The sequence below is a fragment of the Microcystis protocystis FBCC-A270 genome, from assembly GCF_050500235.1.
Lineage (GTDB): Bacteria > Cyanobacteriota > Cyanobacteriia > Cyanobacteriales > Microcystaceae > Microcystis > Microcystis ichthyoblabe_A.
In genome coordinates this window covers 3,284,958-3,300,405 of record NZ_CP191407.1, presented here as the reverse complement: position 1 = coordinate 3,300,405, position 15,448 = coordinate 3,284,958, and the positions used below count along the sequence as shown (strand labels likewise).

The following is a 15,448-nucleotide window of genomic DNA, read 5'->3' as shown; positions in this document are numbered from 1 at the left end:
AATAAATTCCCTAACTACTAGGTTAGGCGACAGAACCAGAAAAGGCAAATCGTTTTTCTGAAAAGGGAGGTGAGACGGGGAGGTTAATCGACAAAATTAGGGGAAACAAAAGGCGCTAAGGGAGCAAAATCTGCTTCGATCTCGTCGAGAATTATCGCTGAAATCAACCCGATTAGCGAAATAATAGTGTCATCAACAATATCAGTCCCCGGAGAGTTAAGATGCTCAGAAAACGTTTATTAATCCCCTTAATACTATCCCTAGTCACTTTCGGTCTAGTGGTGGCCTGCAATTCCGGCACTCCCACCAGTCAAACTAACCCCAGTCCCGCAGAAAACGCCGCCACTGCTGCTATTCCCATCGGTGCAGCTTTAGCTCAAACCAGCAATCTCGCCCTATTGGGACAGGAACAGGTGATCGGTGTCAAGATGGCTGAAACATATTTTAATAAAAAGGGCGGAGTTAATGGAACACCGATTAAAGTTATTATCCAGGATGTGGCCGGGGATGAACAGGGCGCAATCAACGCCATTAATACCCTAATCACTCAAGATAAGGTGGTGGGTATTCTTGGTCCGTCCTTGTCCCAGCAAGCTTTTGCCGCTAGTCCGATCGCCGATCGAGCTAAAGTTCCCATTCTCGGCCCGTCTAACACGGCTAAAGGTATTCCCCAGATCGGTGAATATGTGGGTAGGGTGTCCGCTCCTGTGGCTGTGGTCGCCCCCAATGCAGTTAAAACCGCTTTAAAAATCGATCCCAAGATTAAAAAAGTGGCTGTCTTTTTTGCCCAAAATGATGCTTTTAGTAAATCGGAAACGGAAACTTTTCAAGAAACCCTAAAAAGTTTAAATCTTGATATTGTCACCGTGCAGAAATTCCAAACCACCGATACAGATTTTCAAAACCAAGCCACCGCCGCTATTAATATTAAACCGGATTTAGTGATTATTTCTGGTTTGGTTGCTGACGGGGGCAATTTGGTCAAACAGTTGCGACAATTAGGCTATCAGGGGTTAATTATTGGGGGCAATGGTTTAAATACTTCTAATATTTTCCCGGTTTGTCAAGCTCAATGTGATGGTATTCTCATCGCTCAAGCTTATAACCCGGAATTAGATAATCCTATTAATCGGGATTTTGTCGCCGATTATACAGCAGAAAATAAAAAAGCACCGCCCCAATTTACCGCTCAAGCTTTTACGGGAATTCAAGTTTTTGTCGAGGCCCTAAAACGGGTAGATGATAAAAATAAACTCAGTACACTTTCCCTCGAACAAATTCGCCAACAATTAAATCAGGAAATTTTAGCGGGTAAGTATGTGACTGTCCTGGGAGATATTGCTTTTACTCCCGAAGGGGAAATCATTCAGGATAAATTCTCCGTGGCACAAATTAAAATGGATGCCGATGGTAAAAATGGTAAATTTACTTTTGTGGAAAATTAATCAGTAAAGGGTTCTTCTCATTTCTATCTCGTTGCAAGGAACTCCCTTGCAACGCATTTCCAGAGGTTCTAGCTTTTGTGTCATAATCAGACACGCTATAAACTAGGCGATGTTCTTTTGTAATGCGTCGTGACCATAATCCTGATAGTTTATGTTTTAATGCTTCTGATTTTCCTAGTCCAGAAAAAGGCTCTCTTTGAACATCTTTAATAAGGCTGACAATTTTAGCGTAAACTTTCTTGTCTGCGATCGCCATTGGTTAAACTCATCAAAACTTCGGGTTAGAAAGGCGACTTTCCTCATAAGTTAGCAGCATCTACATAAATATAACTATCAGGATTTTTAAGAGATTCTATTGCCTCTTGGAGATGTTGACGGTTAGCTTCTGTGGAAAGCAGATAGTCCGTTTCATCCAACTGATAATTACTGATTGTCGGTATTTCTGCAAATGTGGGATGCACCCAGGGAGAACAAAGCTGCCCATTGCCCATTGCCTATTGCCTATTGCCTATTGCCTATTGCCTATTGCCTTTTCTGACTGATGGCTGGGGGCTAAAAAGCTGATAAAATTTGACGGCTGAAAACTAATTAAGCCAGAAAGCTAGAGATTGATTCTAGATTGAGTAACAAAGTGAAATATTTTTTCTTAACGGCAGGTTGGACAATAGGACGGGTGTGGGAATTTGGGGGTTTGTGGGACCATGCGAGTAGTTGGCGACGACCACCGCAGATAGAGCGATTAAATATCGGTATTTTGGAAGGAGAACAGGTTTTATGGCTTTATAAGGTGGAAGAAGCCGTGATTATGGTGGAAGTTGCCCCCAAGAGTGCCGAAATTGCTGATACTGTCCCCACCATCGGGCAAGTGGTGCTAAAACGCTTGATTAGTGCCGAACAAGTCCTCGAAATCCTGCAAAATGCCGAAGAACTACTGAGGAAGTAATCAGTTATCAGTTATCAGTTATCAGTTATCAGTCATAATTCCCCATCTCCCCACAGCCCACACCCGACAGCCCACACCCGACAGCCCACACCCTACACCCTACACCCTACACCCTGATCTGGAATATTCTGGCGGAAGACCGATCGCAAGCACTTGAAATCTGTTCTAACAATAGTTACACTTCTTTAGAATAGATACACTTTTCAAGGGATAATGTAGGTTGGCTAACTCTTGCACTTAACAGTCGAGATTGTTGGGCTTATATTTTGACCCTGAATATAAAAAGCGTCTAAGTGGACACTAAATTGTCAATAGGAGGAGCGTAGTCAATGGGACTACCTTGGTATCGAGTACACACAGTCGTTCTCAACGACCCGGGCCGTTTAATTTCCGTTCACCTGATGCACACCGCACTGGTAGCGGGTTGGGCTGGCTCCATGGCCCTCTATGAGCTTGCTATTTTCGACCCCAGCGACCCCGTATTAAACCCGATGTGGCGGCAAGGAATGTTCGTGCTGCCCTTCATGGCCCGTTTAGGTGTCACTGGTTCTTGGGGTGGCTGGAGCGTCACCGGCGAAACTGGTGTTGACCCCGGTTTCTGGTCTTTTGAAGGCGTTGCCGCCGCTCATATCGTCTTATCCGGTCTGCTATTCCTAGCGGCGGTTTGGCACTGGGTTTTCTGGGATTTAGAATTATTCGTCGATCCCCGCACGGGCGAATCTGCGCTCGATTTGCCGAAAATGTTCGGTATTCACCTGTTCTTATCTGGTTTACTTTGCTTTGGTTTCGGTGCTTTCCATCAAACAGGCCTTTGGGGTCCCGGGATGTGGGTTTCCGATGCCTACGGTTTAACCGGTCATGTGCAGCCCGTAGCTCCGGAATGGGGACCTGCTGGTTTTAACCCCTTTAACCCCGGGGGTGTGGTAGCTCACCACATTGCTGCGGGTATCGTCGGGATTATCGCCGGTTTATTCCATTTAACCGTTCGTCCCCCCGAAAGACTCTATAAAGCCCTGAGAATGGGTAATATCGAAACGGTGCTTTCTAGCAGTATCGCCGCCGTTTTCTTTGCCGCTTTCGTCGTGGCTGGAACCATGTGGTACGGTAATGCTACCACGCCGATCGAACTCTTTGGCCCGACCCGTTACCAATGGGATAAGGGCTATTTCCAAGAAGAAATTGAGCGTCGTGTGGAGGCCAGCATCGCCAATGGAGCCACCATCGCCGAAGCTTACCAAGCAATCCCCGAAAAACTGGCTTTCTATGATTATGTCGGTAATAGCCCCGCTAAAGGTGGTTTATTCCGTACTGGTGCCATGGATAGCGGTGACGGTATCGCTAAATCTTGGTTAGGACACCCCGTGTTCAAAGATGGCGAAGGTCGCGTCCTCAGCGTGCGTCGGATGCCTAATTTCTTTGAAACCTTCCCCGTTGTCCTGACTGACTCGGAAGGTATCGTTCGCGCTGATATTCCCTTCCGTCGTGCGGAATCGAAACTGAGTATCGAACAAAGTGGTGTTACCGTTTCTTTCTACGGTGGCTCTCTCGATGGTCAGGTCTTCAGCGATCCTGCTGATGTGAAGAAATTTGCGCGTAGAGCGCAACTCGGTGAAGCTTTCGAGTTTGACACCGAAACCCTGAAGTCTGACGGGGTATTCCGCACTTCTCCAAGAGGTTGGTTTACTTTCGGTCATGCTGTCTTTGCTTTACTATTCTTCTTTGGTCACATCTGGCACGGTTCTCGTACCATCTACCGCGACGTATTCGCCGGGGTCGATCCAGATCTGGAAGAACAAGTGGAATTCGGTTTATTCCAAAAATTGGGTGATCTTAGCACTCGTAAACAAGAAGTTTAGTTTTAGCTAAATCATCCCTATAACTAAAGGAGTCAAGTCTTTGACTCCTTTTTTTAATTAGGGTATGCTGAAAAAGTTTTTCGTGGGGGCAGGGTGTGGGGAGAAGGGAGCAGGGAGTGGGGAGCAGGGAAAAACAATTCATAACTTGAGAGTTAATCACACTATTAAAAACGGATTTGGTATTAAAGTTCGATCGAGCTTTACTTTTCACCGAATACTGAAAAAACCGCTAGTTATTTCTATAACTAACGGCTTTTTGCTGGGGGAAATTACCCGTAATGGAATTACATAGAGGAACCTAAACCGGCGTAAGCTCCGTAGAAGAAAAGACCAAGCACAGCGATAACGCCTAGACCGGCGATGGTGGCGACTAACCACAAAGGAATACGACCTTCTGCGAACATGAATAACACCTCCTAATTGCGATGACAATGAATCGGGACTAATTAGTTAAAGAAATAGCTGGAAAATAAAATTCCCAAGACAGCAACTAGGAGTAAACCTAGATAAAGAGAAGTACGATTTAACTCGACGGCTTGCCGATTCGGATTAGGTGTTCTTTCCATAATTGTTCTCCTAGCGTTGAATAAACTGCATTGCCGCAATCGCACCGATAAAGAAGACAGTGGGGACCGCTAAGGTATGAACTGCCAACCAGCGAACGGTGAAAATGGGGTAAGAAATGGGTTGATTGGGATTACCACTAGCCATTGTTTTTATCCTTAATTAAAGTAAACTACTGATTAAACTGCTCGATTTGATTTTTGGCCTCAAAGCGATCATTAATGATCGGTAATTCTTGACGCTCTTGAGTGTAATACTCATCGGGACGGGGAGTGCCAAAAACATCGTAAGCTAAACCGGTACTCACGAATAACCAACCTGCGACAAAGAGCATGGGGATGGTGATGCTATGGATAATCCAGTAACGAATACTGGTAACGATATCGCCAAAAGGACGTTCGCCGGTACTACCTGACATGGACGGTTCTCCTCGGAATGATAGGACTTGAAAAATTCAATCTCTATAATAGAGACTTTGTTGACCCTGAGACAAGTTTTAGGCCGGTTCGCTGGGGGGATTATATTTCAGTAAAACCCCATCTTGTCCCAAGACAAAACCCTTGTCGGAATTGATAAAAACAATTCGATAGAGATTGGAGGGGACACTTTCCACCGCGCGATCTTTTTGCCAAGATTGGCCGTTGTCATGACTGACCAAGAGATTGCCGCTACCACCAGCGACCCAAATTTCTTCGGGGGTGCGGTAGTTGAGGTCCAAAAGTCCCCAACTGGTGGAAAACTCGGGGAATACCTTATCTTCCCATGTATCGAGATCATTGGGGCTAGTAAATTGTAGTTGACCACCCCGGGCCAGGGCCCACAATTCCCCTTTTTCACCATAACCGACTTTTTGTAAACGGCGGGAAGAAAGACGATTGTGGGGTTGCCATTCTGTTGACCCCGGTTCCCAAGTGGAATAAAAGTTCCCGCGTGCGGAAACGGCCACATATTTACCATCATGGGAACGAACAATTGTCCGGGCCACACCCACAGCACCTTCCACTAAAGCTTGCCAAGTTTTGCCTCCGTCTTTGGTGCGGTAGATAGCGCCTAAATCCGTGACCATTTCGGCGGTTTTGTCGTTCAGAGCGATAATTCCGTAGGGAGAACCGGGTAATTTTTCACTTAAGGAGATACGGGACCAGCTGCTGCCCCCGTCTTCGCTATGGAGAAGAATTGAGGGTTTACCGACAATCCAACCCTCTTGGTCGTGGAAACTGACGGCGCTAAAGCTAACTTTTTCGTCGCCAAGGTTGAGGACTTTTTGCTGCCAACTGTTCCCCCCATCGCTGGTTTCAAAGAGGGTAGATTTGGTTCCCACTAACCAACCGTGCTGCAGGTCGTCGGTAAAGGCGATATCGGCAAAAGTGGAGTCAGTGTCGAGGGTGAGGATTTGCCAAGGACTATTGCTCAGGGATGGCACACTACTACAGCTAAAGCAGAAAAAGGCTACAGCTAGAACTATTACAAATTGTTTCAGTTTTCTCATCAATGGTTCAGAGGTATTGGTCAAGGAATCGGGACGGATTAAGGTTTGTACCCGATGAGTTACAGGCTCATAAGAGCCGTTAGATTTAAAGATAATGAGTGCTTGAGTTAGTTTAAACCATACAAACTAATAAAGAAAACAAATCCTAGCGCTAAAGCCCCGAAAATCAAAATATTTTTTTGTGCGGGAGTGAGACGGTTGACTCCAAAACCATAGCTAAGATTTTCTTGGAATCCCGAAGGAGCATCTTTAGCTCCGATGTTGATAAATTGGGAACGACGCACACCACACACGGGACAGCGCCACGTTTCTGGCAATTCCTCGAAGGGGGTTCCAGCGGGAGTGTTGGTTTTACTATCTCCCTTGCTGGGGTCGTAAACGTAGCCGCAGGAGCGACATTCGTGGTTGGCAGGGGCCTGGTCGGCTAGGGTTAGTTCTGGTGGGCGATCGCTCATGACTAAGATTAAGGGAATTTTCAACACTCTGTTACAAATTATCCTTGAAAATTGACCTCTCTCACGGCCAACCCCTAACAGAATAGCCAGTTTTCAAGTCTGAAAAGGATTAGCGAGGCAGCATATCGGCTTAAAAAAAACTAAGATTAATCTATTAGGGCTTAAATGTCTATTAAAACTTTATTAAGTTTATATTTGGGCTATTTACCCTGATTTTGGTACTCAAATTTAGTCTGAGAAATTGAGAGATTTCAGGCAGGGAAGAAATTAGGGGTCTGATTTCTCATCTCTAACCGATTATTCTTGACCAAATTGACTAAATCCCTAGCTTAATTTCTTCTTAGAGGCGAGAGTGAAGCTAAATTACTTGTCCCTCTCCCTTATGGAGGCTTTCCATTTAATTAATTTCTAAGTGCGAGTAGAGAGTCACTAATTCTACCCGTGTCACCAAAGGCATGGTATTCCGTCAACCCCGTTAAGCTTTTTTCACGAAAATAACGTCTTTTTCGACCTTGACTTGATAGGTGGTTAGATTGCCTTTTGGGGGTTTATTCGTGACGACTCCAGTGGCGGTAAATTTTCCCGGATGGCAGGGACAAGCTAAAATCTGTGCGCCAGTATTCCATTTCACCGTACAGCCTTCATGGGTACAAGTCGGGTTTACTGCACTGATCTTTTTCGTCTTTTTCTCCCAGATTAGGAGCAAGGAGCCGACCGGGGATTTTTTATCCAGAAAACTGCCTTTGGCTTCCAATTCTTTGAGGGTAATGCCCGTCACTTTCACAAAGCCATCCGCCGCTTGGGCCGGGGTCATCTCTTGGTCGGTAGCCGTCCCTAGTATTTCTGGGGCGCAGGCCATGGCTCCGCCAACACTAACGAGGGCAACAAATTCACGACGATTCATGGGATTAGGTTTTTTCCAACAGTAACGTTAACTTTCACTGTACTGTAGAAGCTCTTTCCATTCAATTAATTTCTAAGTGCGAGTAGAGAGGGCCAGTAAGCAAACGCCTGACCAGGATTAGGCTTCAGAAGCTAGTTGCGACCGATAATTAATTTTTGAGGGTTCAAAAATGGCAAAAATAAGGATTAAATGGCATAAAATATGTAAATAGACTATTTAGTTAATTATTATTCATTCTTAATTCTCCTGACTCCTGACGACCGACTCCTGACTCCTAACCCTAACAACAATTTTTGATTTTTACAACACTCCTAATGAATCCCCTCGTTAATTATTTTCGCAACCTGCACGAAATCCACTCCTCCCAAGCAGCAGTAAAAGAAACCTCTTACTACGGCACTCTTGAAACTCTCCTCAACGAAATCGGTAAAACCCTAAAACCGCGAGTGCGCTGCATTATCAACCTCAGAAATCAGGGTGCGGGATTGCCGGACGGGGGACTTTTTAACGTCGATCAATTCCCCAAAAATCAAGAATTAGAACCTTTTACGGCGATTTTTCCCGAAAGAGGCGCGATCGAGATTAAGGGAACCAAAGAAGATATCAAAAAAATCGCCGCCAGCGAGCAAGTACAAAAATACTGGCAAAAATACGGTCAAGTATTAGTCAGCAATTATCGCGATTTTCTGCTCATCGGTCGCAATAGCCAAGGTCAACCGGTAGAATTAGAAGCCTATAGTTTAGCCCCGTCAGAAGCCGAGTTTTGGCTAAAAACCTCAAATCCATCCAAATTTGCCGCCGAACACGGTGATAGCCTCTTAGAATACCTAAAGAGAGTGCTTTTACAGGCGGCTCCTATCACCTCACCGGCCGATGTTGCTTGGTTTCTTGCTTCCTATGCGCGGGACGCAAAAGCACGCTTAGAACATCATTCCGATCTTCCCGCTCTGGCCAATATTCGTCAAGCTTTAGAAAATGCCCTAGGTATCAAATTTGAACGGGAACAGGGGAATAAATTTTTCCGTTCTACCCTCGTGCAAACCCTCTTTTATGGTTTATTTTCTGCTTGGGTATTATGGCACAAGCAAAACCTCAATCGCGAGGATAAAGAGGATAAGTTCGATTGGAAATCCGCAGCCCACCATCTCCATGTTCCCATGTTAGCGATCCTATTCGAGCAGATCGCCGCACCGAGTAAGTTAAAATCTTTGGGATTAGTAGAAGTTTTGAACTGGACCGGTGCAGCTTTAAATCGAGTGCGACGAGAGGAATTTTTTCGTCAATTCGATGAGGGACAAGCGGTACAGTATTTCTATGAACCATTTTTGCAAGCTTTTGATCCTGATTTACGCAAAGAATTGGGAGTTTGGTACACTCCTCCGGAAATTGTTCGCTATATGGTAGCGCGAGTCGATCGAGTTTTACGAGAAGAATTAAATATCGAGGACGGTTTAGCTAATCCCGATGTTTATGTTCTCGATCCTTGCTGTGGAACTGGTGCTTATTTAGTCGAGGTTTTGCGCTATATTACCGATACTTTACAGGAAAATGGCGCGGGTGCTTTAGCCATGGCTTTGGTGAAAAAAGCAGCCATAGAAAGAATTTTCGGTTTCGAGATTTTAACCGCTCCTTTTGTCGTCGCTCATCTACAATTAGGTTTATTCCTGCAAAGTTTGGGTGTACCTTTAATAGAAGATAGTGAACGGGTGGGGATTTATCTGACTAATGCTTTAACCGGTTGGCAACCTCCCGATGAGGAAAGTAAACAGAAAATTCAACAGCTACAATTGAGTTTTCCAGAGTTAAATAAGGAACGAGAAGCAGCCGATGAAGTTAAGCGCGGTAAACCGATTTTAGTTATTCTCGGTAATCCTCCCTACAATGCTTTTGCTGGAACCAGTCCCGCGGAAGAAGCAGGTTTAGTGGAAGTGTATAAACAGGGTTTAATCTCCGATTGGGGGATTAAAAAGTTTAATTTGGATGAGTTATATGTGCGCTTTTTTCGTTTAGCGGAAAGATGTATTTCAGAAAATACTGGTAAAGGAGTTGTTTGTTATATTTCTAATTTTTCCTATCTCGGTGATCCTTCTTTTGTGGTGATGCGACAAAGATTTTTACAAGAATTTGATCGTCTTTGGTTTGATTGTCTCAATGGGGATAGTCGCGAAACGGGAAAGTTAACCCCTGAAGGTAATCCAGATCCTAGTGTTTTTTCTACTCAATACAATAAGGAAGGAATTCGAGTCGGGACAACTATCGGACTAATGGTAAGAAAGGAAGTAAGGAATAAAAATGTTGATGTCTATTTTCGCCATTTCTGGGGAGTTGCTAAACGAGAACAGTTATTAGATAGTTTAAATAATCAAGATTTTGATGCTTTTTATCAAGTCTCTAACCCAGAACAATCTAATCGTTATTCTTTCCGTCCCTCCGATGTTTCTTCTCACTATTTAGCATGGCCAAAGTTAACAGATTTATCTTGTCAAGATTCATCATTAATTATTCCATTACAGGGTATGGATGAAGATCGTGCAAATGCACTGATAGATTATGATCAAGATATTTTATCATTAAGAATGCAAAAGTATTTTGATAAAACAACTGACTGGGATGAATTTTTAACTTTAAAAACTGGGTTAAGTCGAGATAGTGCGTCTTTTGATGCTAAAACTGTACGAAAAAAAGCACATCAATTAGATTCGTTTAAAGAAAATAACCTGAAAAGATATAATTTCCGTCCCTATGATACAAGATGGTGTTATATTACTTTAGCCCCTAATGTTTGGAAAAGAGTAAGGCCAGATTTATATGTACAATACACATATAAAAATTTATTTTTATTAAGTCGTTCTAAAGGAGTTGCTCAACCAGAAGGAATTCCATTTCTATTTACTCAAAGTCTTTTTGCTAGGGATTGTATGAGAGGTCATGCAGTTGCATTTCCCATGTTAATTTATCCTTCTGCGAAACATGAAGCAAAAAAACAAGATAAATTATTTAATGTTGAAAGTTATACAACTGTTAAAACAAAAGCCAATCTCTCAGAAAAATCTCGTCAATACTTAAATCAACTGGGTATTAATAATCTTGATGAAAATATCGAGAATGCTTCCTTAATTTGGCTGCACGCATTAGCGATTGGGTACTCTCCCTTGTATCTTGGGGAAAATGCCGACGGTATTCGTCAAGACTTCCCACGAATTCCCCTTCCTAATAGCCAAGAATTATTAATTAAATCTGCCCAACTAGGACAAGCGATCGCATCTCTTTTAGACACAGAAAACCCCGTTATAGGAGTCACCAAAAAACCGACCCCTGCACTGCAAAAAATCGCCTTGATTTCCTGCACTGATGGGGGAAATTTAAACCCAGATAAGGGGGATTTAATTATTAACGTCGGTTGGGGACATGGGGGTAAAAATGGTGTGACAATGCCGGGTAAAGGAAAAGCGATCGCCAGACAATATACAACCGCAGAAATGAGCGTAATTAGCCCAGAAATGCGAAAATTATTAGGAACGACCACCTATGATATTTATCTCAATGATCGAGCCTATTGGCAAAATATACCGGCCCGGGTTTGGGAATATACCATCGGGGGTTATCAAGTTATTAAAAAATGGCTAAGTTATCGCGAGGAAAAATTATTAGGACGGGGATTAACTATCGCAGAAGTGCAGGAAGTAAGCGAGATGACGAGAAGAATTACTGCGATTATTCTCCTAGAATCAGATCTAGATGATAACTACCAAAATATCAAAACAGCCGTGTATTCTTTTTAATTAAATGATTGAAACCTGTCATTTCCTAGAGTTAAGTAGGTAGTCGTTAAAAATTATCAGATTCCCCCCTTATCAAGGGGGGCAGGGGGGATCAAACCCCCCTTATCAAGGGGGGAGTAAGGGGGGATCAAACCCCCCTTATCAAGGGGGGCAGGGGGGATCAAACCCCCCTTATCAAGGGGGGCAGGGGGGATCAAACCCCCCTTATCAAGGGGGGCAGGGGGGATCAAACCCCCCTTATCAAGGGGGGAGTAAGGGGGGATCAAACCCCCCTTATCAAGGGGGGCAGGGGGGATCAAACCCCCCTTATCAAGGGGGGCAGGGGGGATCAAAACTAAAATCGATTGGTATTAGGTGAACTGGACTCAGAGCAGTTATCAAAAGTTGAAGATGTTTGGCTTTTTTGACTTGGGCTACTCTAGAACTATGAATTTCTGAAAATGCGATCGCTTAAGTTAAAATAGAGAGGTTCAGTTTCAGGGACGAAAAAGGTAAAATAAATTAAAAGCTTACAATCTTCTAACTCGCTGCTATGCCAGTCACTCGCCAAGCTCTTAAGCAAGACCTTGACCAACTAACTAATGATCAACTTCAGCAAGTTGCTGACTTCATTGCCTTTCTCAAGTTCCAAGATAAACGCCGCCGGATCATTCTCGATCCTAGTCAACTTGTTTCCCTTGCGACTGATTTCGCCGAGGAAGACCGTATCTTTGCCGAAGCTGGAATGGATGATTATGCAGTGATGCTTGCTCAGGAAGATCATCAATGACTGAACAGCTTAAACGTGGGGAAGTTTGGTTAGCAAACCTCAATCCTGCTCAAGGTTCTGAGCAGGCAGGTATTCGTCCCATCATTATTTTTCAAAATGATATTGTTTCTCAATTTTCCACAACAACCATTGCTATTCCCCTAACGACAAACCAACGCCGTGCTTTATTACCAATCTGTATGTTGATTAGACAGGGAGATGGCGGGTTATCGCAGGATTCAGTCGCACTTTGTTTTCAAATTAGAGTGTTAGATAAGACCCGTTTAATTCAGCGGTTAGGACTACTTAGGACTGAAACAATAGCTCAACTAGAAGATGTTGTGTTGATAACATTAGGATACCAACTATAAGGATAGTACGATCACCGCTCTTGTCGGGTGCAAAAACCCGCAGGTAACGCATCAATAATATCTTTGAGGCTCATCCCAATAATTTTCTCTAGCTTGGGGAATTTCTATGAAGAGCCGGTAGGCGTTAGGCTGTATTTGTTTTGACATCAACGCCCCGTATTGTTCTCGGTAAAACCCCACACCCCACACCCCACACCCCACACCCCACGAAAAACTTTTTGGGCAAACCCTAATTATTGCCCCCCCCAATAGCCATCATTGCTCCTTGCGAGCGGCGAATCATTAATAATTTCTTTAGTAAACGGCAAAACCGATAAAAATTTTCTATCAAAAAACTGGCAAAAATTGGCAGGACGAAAAATGCTGATCAGCTTGGAACATCTGAGATAGAGCATCGTCAATCTGGACATTCAAAATGTCACCAACTTGCCGTGATCCCGGTGCTAATGGTCAGAGATAGACTTGCATAATTTCAAAATCTAAGTTAATCTCACCTAAAAGTCACCTTTAGGTATTTTGACTAAAAAGTAAAGTTGCTTAACTTCTACTCTAGCCTCAAGGCTAATGCTGAAAGCTAGACCCATCGGCTTAATCCACTGGCTCTAGCTAACTCTTTACACCACAGGAGGTCTGTTTGAAAGAGACTTTTATCCACAACCCCATGACATCTGCTACCCCAGAACAGAATTGCACCGCTGAGTCTAACCGAGTCCGTTACTCAGTTGCTCTACTGGGATTAGCACTCTCTCTGGGAGTACCTAGCATTCTCAACTCCACCTCAGAATCAGCCCAGGCCGCCAATTCTGTACCCTTAGAATGGGAAGTGATTGACCTGGCCCAAAAAGCCAAAGCTGCGGGTAAAGAACTAAAAGAACCGCAAATAATCCAATCCCAAGCACTCGCCACCGTCAAATTCATCGCCACATCAGTGGTTGAGCATCAGGTAAAACCGGGAGAATCCCTGTGGAGTTTAGCCGACAGCTATCAAACCACCCCCACAGTGATCGCTGCCCGCAATAATCTCTCCCCCCAATCCGATTTGATTATCGGACAAACCTTAAAAATTCCCACTCCTGAGCAGTTGCCCCCGGCAGCCCCGGCAGCAACTCCTGAGCAGTTGGATAGTTCCTCTGCTAGTCTCCGTCAAACCCGTCAACGTCTCCAAGAAAGTTTGGCCGCCCTGCGAACCGAGGAAAACCCCCATCAGTCCAATTCCGGGGAAACGGTAATCGTCACCGAAACTACCGCTCTCGTTCCCGATAATTCGCCAACTAGCGTCGAGATTCCCGTTATTGCTCCCGAAGAATCCCCCCGACCAACCAGTCAGGTGATCCCGATTCCCGTTCCCACCCCTGAAAGCGATCGCCCGATAGCCACAATTCCCCTTAATCCTCCCTTAACCAGCAGACCGGAAATTCCTAGCGTTGCCCTACGAAATCCGGCTCCTGTGACTGAAATTCCCGCCGTTCCCAATCCTCGGGTCATAGTTCCCCCAGAAAACCAAGTTTATCGGGTTCGGCCAGGAGATACCTTAAACACGATCGCTCGCGCTCTCGGCATCACCCCCGCCGAATTAGCTAGGGAAAACGGCATTGACAACCCCAACCGGATTAAAGTTAATCAAACCCTAGTGGTTCCCGATCGCTCTGCCAACGCTAGAGTTAATCAAAATCTTACCCCTTTGGACGGCGATCGCCCTAGGTTGTCCTTTAACCCCAGCAATCGACAAAATCCGCCCGCGGAAACTGCCACCACGGGGACGGAAGAATTCCCCGAAAATATCACCGGCAGCTATCGGGAAAGATTGCGCCAAGAGGTGGCTAATCTGCGGGAAACTAACCTTTCGGAAACCCAGAAAAGTATCGCTATTCCCGTCGATAATCCCACAGAAACCCTCGATGAGCCGCAAATAACCCCTAATCCCCAATGGACTGCCCTTCGTTCGCGTTCTAACCAAAGCACCCCCCCCCAGATTATCGGTTCGGCTCCTACCAATGTGGAAGAATATAATGACCGCCTCCGAATTCCCGTCGGCGAAACCGTAGAACCTTCCCTTCCTCCCCTCACTAATCCCGATGAGCATTTACCTAACCCCGCCCCGATTTTTACCGGCTTTATTTGGCCCACTAGAGGTGTATTAACCTCCGGTTTCGGTTGGCGCTGGGGCAGACCTCATCGCGGCATCGATATCGCCGGTCCAGTGGGGACTCCGATTGTGGCGGCGGCAGCCGGTGAAGTAATCTCCTCCGGCTGGAATTCTGGCGGTTATGGCAATCTGGTGAAACTTCGTCACCCCGATGGTAGCACCACTCTCTATGCCCATAACAGCCGTCTGCTGGTGCGTCGCGGCCAAACTGTTCAGCAAGGCGAGCCGATCGCCCAGATGGGCAGCAGTGGCTTTAGCACCGGCCCCCACCTACATTTCGAGGTTCACCCCTCCGGCCGGGGAGCAGTTAATCCCATGGCTTTCCTGCCAGGCAGACGTTAAAGATGCCCCCAAAGGGAAGAAAAAATCTTCCCTTTTTTGCTCTTGTGCAATTGGGTGATTATGTGTTATGATTGGTAACTGTGTAAACAACGGCTTAGTAGCTCAGTTGGTCAGAGCAGGGGACTCATAAGCCCAAGGTCGGCAGTTCAAATCTGCCCTGAGCCATTTTAGGAAAACCTAAGTGTAGAATTTTAGAAATACAGAATCTTGTTTGAAGATTATCTCGTTCCCCGGTTCTACCTGATCACTGCCCCCCACCAAAGCCTTTTTTTTGATTTCTGGAAATTCGCACCCATAAGTATGGGAAAGGGATTGACTTAGGCGGCGGTTTGCGTTATGCTTTTTTTTATAATGGGAATCTGTGCCAATTTAGATGATTGTCAATACTTCCATTATGAATAAA

At 44.9% G+C, this 15,448-nt stretch carries 15 protein-coding genes, 1 tRNA gene and 1 pseudogene; 8 read left to right on the top strand and 9 right to left on the bottom strand.

Annotated elements, in window-relative coordinates; translation table 11 throughout:
• Window positions 1-221 precede the first annotated feature (221 nt).
• Window positions 222-1,445 (top strand): ABC transporter substrate-binding protein, encoded by a 1,224-nt coding sequence (locus ACQY1X_RS16065; RefSeq protein WP_002774664.1) that lies wholly within the window; start codon window positions 222-224, stop codon window positions 1,443-1,445.
• Here ACQY1X_RS16065 and ACQY1X_RS16060 read toward each other — a convergent pair.
• Window positions 1,426-1,748: pseudogene (locus ACQY1X_RS16060) on the bottom strand (Txe/YoeB family addiction module toxin). The gene ACQY1X_RS16065 and the pseudogene ACQY1X_RS16060 overlap by 20 nt on opposite strands.
• Window positions 1,745-1,936 (bottom strand): hypothetical protein, encoded by a 192-nt coding sequence (locus ACQY1X_RS16055; RefSeq protein ID WP_036397255.1) that lies wholly within the window; start codon window positions 1,934-1,936, stop codon window positions 1,745-1,747. Before ACQY1X_RS16055 ends, ACQY1X_RS16060 begins: the two are co-directional and overlap by 4 nt.
• Before the next feature lie 140 nt (window positions 1,937-2,076).
• Between ACQY1X_RS16055 and ACQY1X_RS16050 the strand changes: the two genes are divergently transcribed.
• The gene (locus tag ACQY1X_RS16050; RefSeq protein WP_002749272.1) at window positions 2,077-2,388 is read left to right on the top strand and encodes a hypothetical protein; all 312 of its coding nucleotides are present in this window, start codon (window positions 2,077-2,079) and stop codon (window positions 2,386-2,388) included.
• A gap of 329 nt (window positions 2,389-2,717) precedes the next feature.
• The gene (gene psbB / locus ACQY1X_RS16045) at window positions 2,718-4,244 is read left to right on the top strand and encodes a photosystem II chlorophyll-binding protein CP47 (RefSeq protein ID WP_002735904.1); all 1,527 of its coding nucleotides are present in this window, start codon (window positions 2,718-2,720) and stop codon (window positions 4,242-4,244) included.
• Between the two features lie 284 nt (window positions 4,245-4,528).
• Here the strand turns inward: psbB and ACQY1X_RS16040 are convergent, their stop codons facing one another.
• The 7 genes from ACQY1X_RS16040 to ACQY1X_RS16010 all read right to left on the bottom strand — a co-directional run bounded on the left by ACQY1X_RS16040 (window position 4,529) and on the right by ACQY1X_RS16010 (window position 7,656).
• On the bottom strand, window positions 4,529-4,648 hold the full coding sequence (locus tag ACQY1X_RS16040) for a photosystem II reaction center protein J (protein ID WP_002736108.1): 120 nt from the start codon (window positions 4,646-4,648) through the stop codon (window positions 4,529-4,531).
• A 42-nt stretch (window positions 4,649-4,690) separates the two neighbouring features.
• Window positions 4,691-4,810, bottom strand: a complete 120-nt coding sequence (locus tag ACQY1X_RS16035; protein WP_002735805.1) for a photosystem II reaction center protein L — start codon at window positions 4,808-4,810, stop codon at window positions 4,691-4,693.
• Window positions 4,811-4,820: 10 nt separating this feature from the next.
• Complete coding sequence (psbF, locus tag ACQY1X_RS16030) at window positions 4,821-4,955, bottom strand: cytochrome b559 subunit beta (protein WP_002736175.1); 135 nt, start codon at window positions 4,953-4,955, stop codon at window positions 4,821-4,823.
• A 25-nt stretch (window positions 4,956-4,980) separates the two neighbouring features.
• Window positions 4,981-5,226: a cytochrome b559 subunit alpha gene (gene psbE / locus ACQY1X_RS16025; protein WP_002737435.1), complete on the bottom strand. Its 246-nt coding sequence runs from the start codon at window positions 5,224-5,226 to the stop codon at window positions 4,981-4,983.
• Window positions 5,227-5,304: 78 nt separating this feature from the next.
• Window positions 5,305-6,297, bottom strand: a complete 993-nt coding sequence (locus tag ACQY1X_RS16020) for a photosynthesis system II assembly factor Ycf48 (RefSeq protein ID WP_016516685.1) — start codon at window positions 6,295-6,297, stop codon at window positions 5,305-5,307.
• 107 nt (window positions 6,298-6,404) lie between these two features.
• Complete coding sequence (locus tag ACQY1X_RS16015) at window positions 6,405-6,752, bottom strand: rubredoxin (protein ID WP_002736293.1); 348 nt, start codon at window positions 6,750-6,752, stop codon at window positions 6,405-6,407.
• Window positions 6,753-7,227: 475 nt separating this feature from the next.
• Window positions 7,228-7,656 carry a ubiquinol-cytochrome c reductase iron-sulfur subunit gene (locus ACQY1X_RS16010; protein WP_430014880.1) on the bottom strand — a complete coding sequence of 143 codons (429 nt, stop codon included), beginning with the start codon at window positions 7,654-7,656 and terminating at the stop codon, window positions 7,228-7,230.
• Window positions 7,657-7,970: 314 nt separating this feature from the next.
• Between ACQY1X_RS16010 and ACQY1X_RS16005 the strand changes: the two genes are divergently transcribed.
• The 5 genes from ACQY1X_RS16005 (at window position 7,971) to ACQY1X_RS15985 (ending at window position 15,210) form a co-directional block, all read left to right on the top strand.
• Complete coding sequence (locus ACQY1X_RS16005; RefSeq protein WP_430014879.1) at window positions 7,971-11,438, top strand: type ISP restriction/modification enzyme; 3,468 nt, start codon at window positions 7,971-7,973, stop codon at window positions 11,436-11,438.
• A gap of 532 nt (window positions 11,439-11,970) precedes the next feature.
• Window positions 11,971-12,207 (top strand): hypothetical protein, encoded by a 237-nt coding sequence (locus tag ACQY1X_RS16000; protein WP_002737182.1) that lies wholly within the window; start codon window positions 11,971-11,973, stop codon window positions 12,205-12,207.
• On the top strand, window positions 12,204-12,557 hold the full coding sequence (locus tag ACQY1X_RS15995) for a type II toxin-antitoxin system PemK/MazF family toxin (protein ID WP_002735534.1): 354 nt from the start codon (window positions 12,204-12,206) through the stop codon (window positions 12,555-12,557). Before ACQY1X_RS16000 ends, ACQY1X_RS15995 begins: the two co-directional genes overlap by 4 nt.
• A 661-nt stretch (window positions 12,558-13,218) precedes the next feature.
• The gene (locus ACQY1X_RS15990) at window positions 13,219-15,045 is read left to right on the top strand and encodes a peptidoglycan DD-metalloendopeptidase family protein (protein WP_430014878.1); all 1,827 of its coding nucleotides are present in this window, start codon (window positions 13,219-13,221) and stop codon (window positions 15,043-15,045) included.
• 91 nt (window positions 15,046-15,136) lie between these two features.
• Window positions 15,137-15,210, top strand: a tRNA-Met gene (locus tag ACQY1X_RS15985).
• Window positions 15,211-15,448 lie beyond the last annotated feature (238 nt).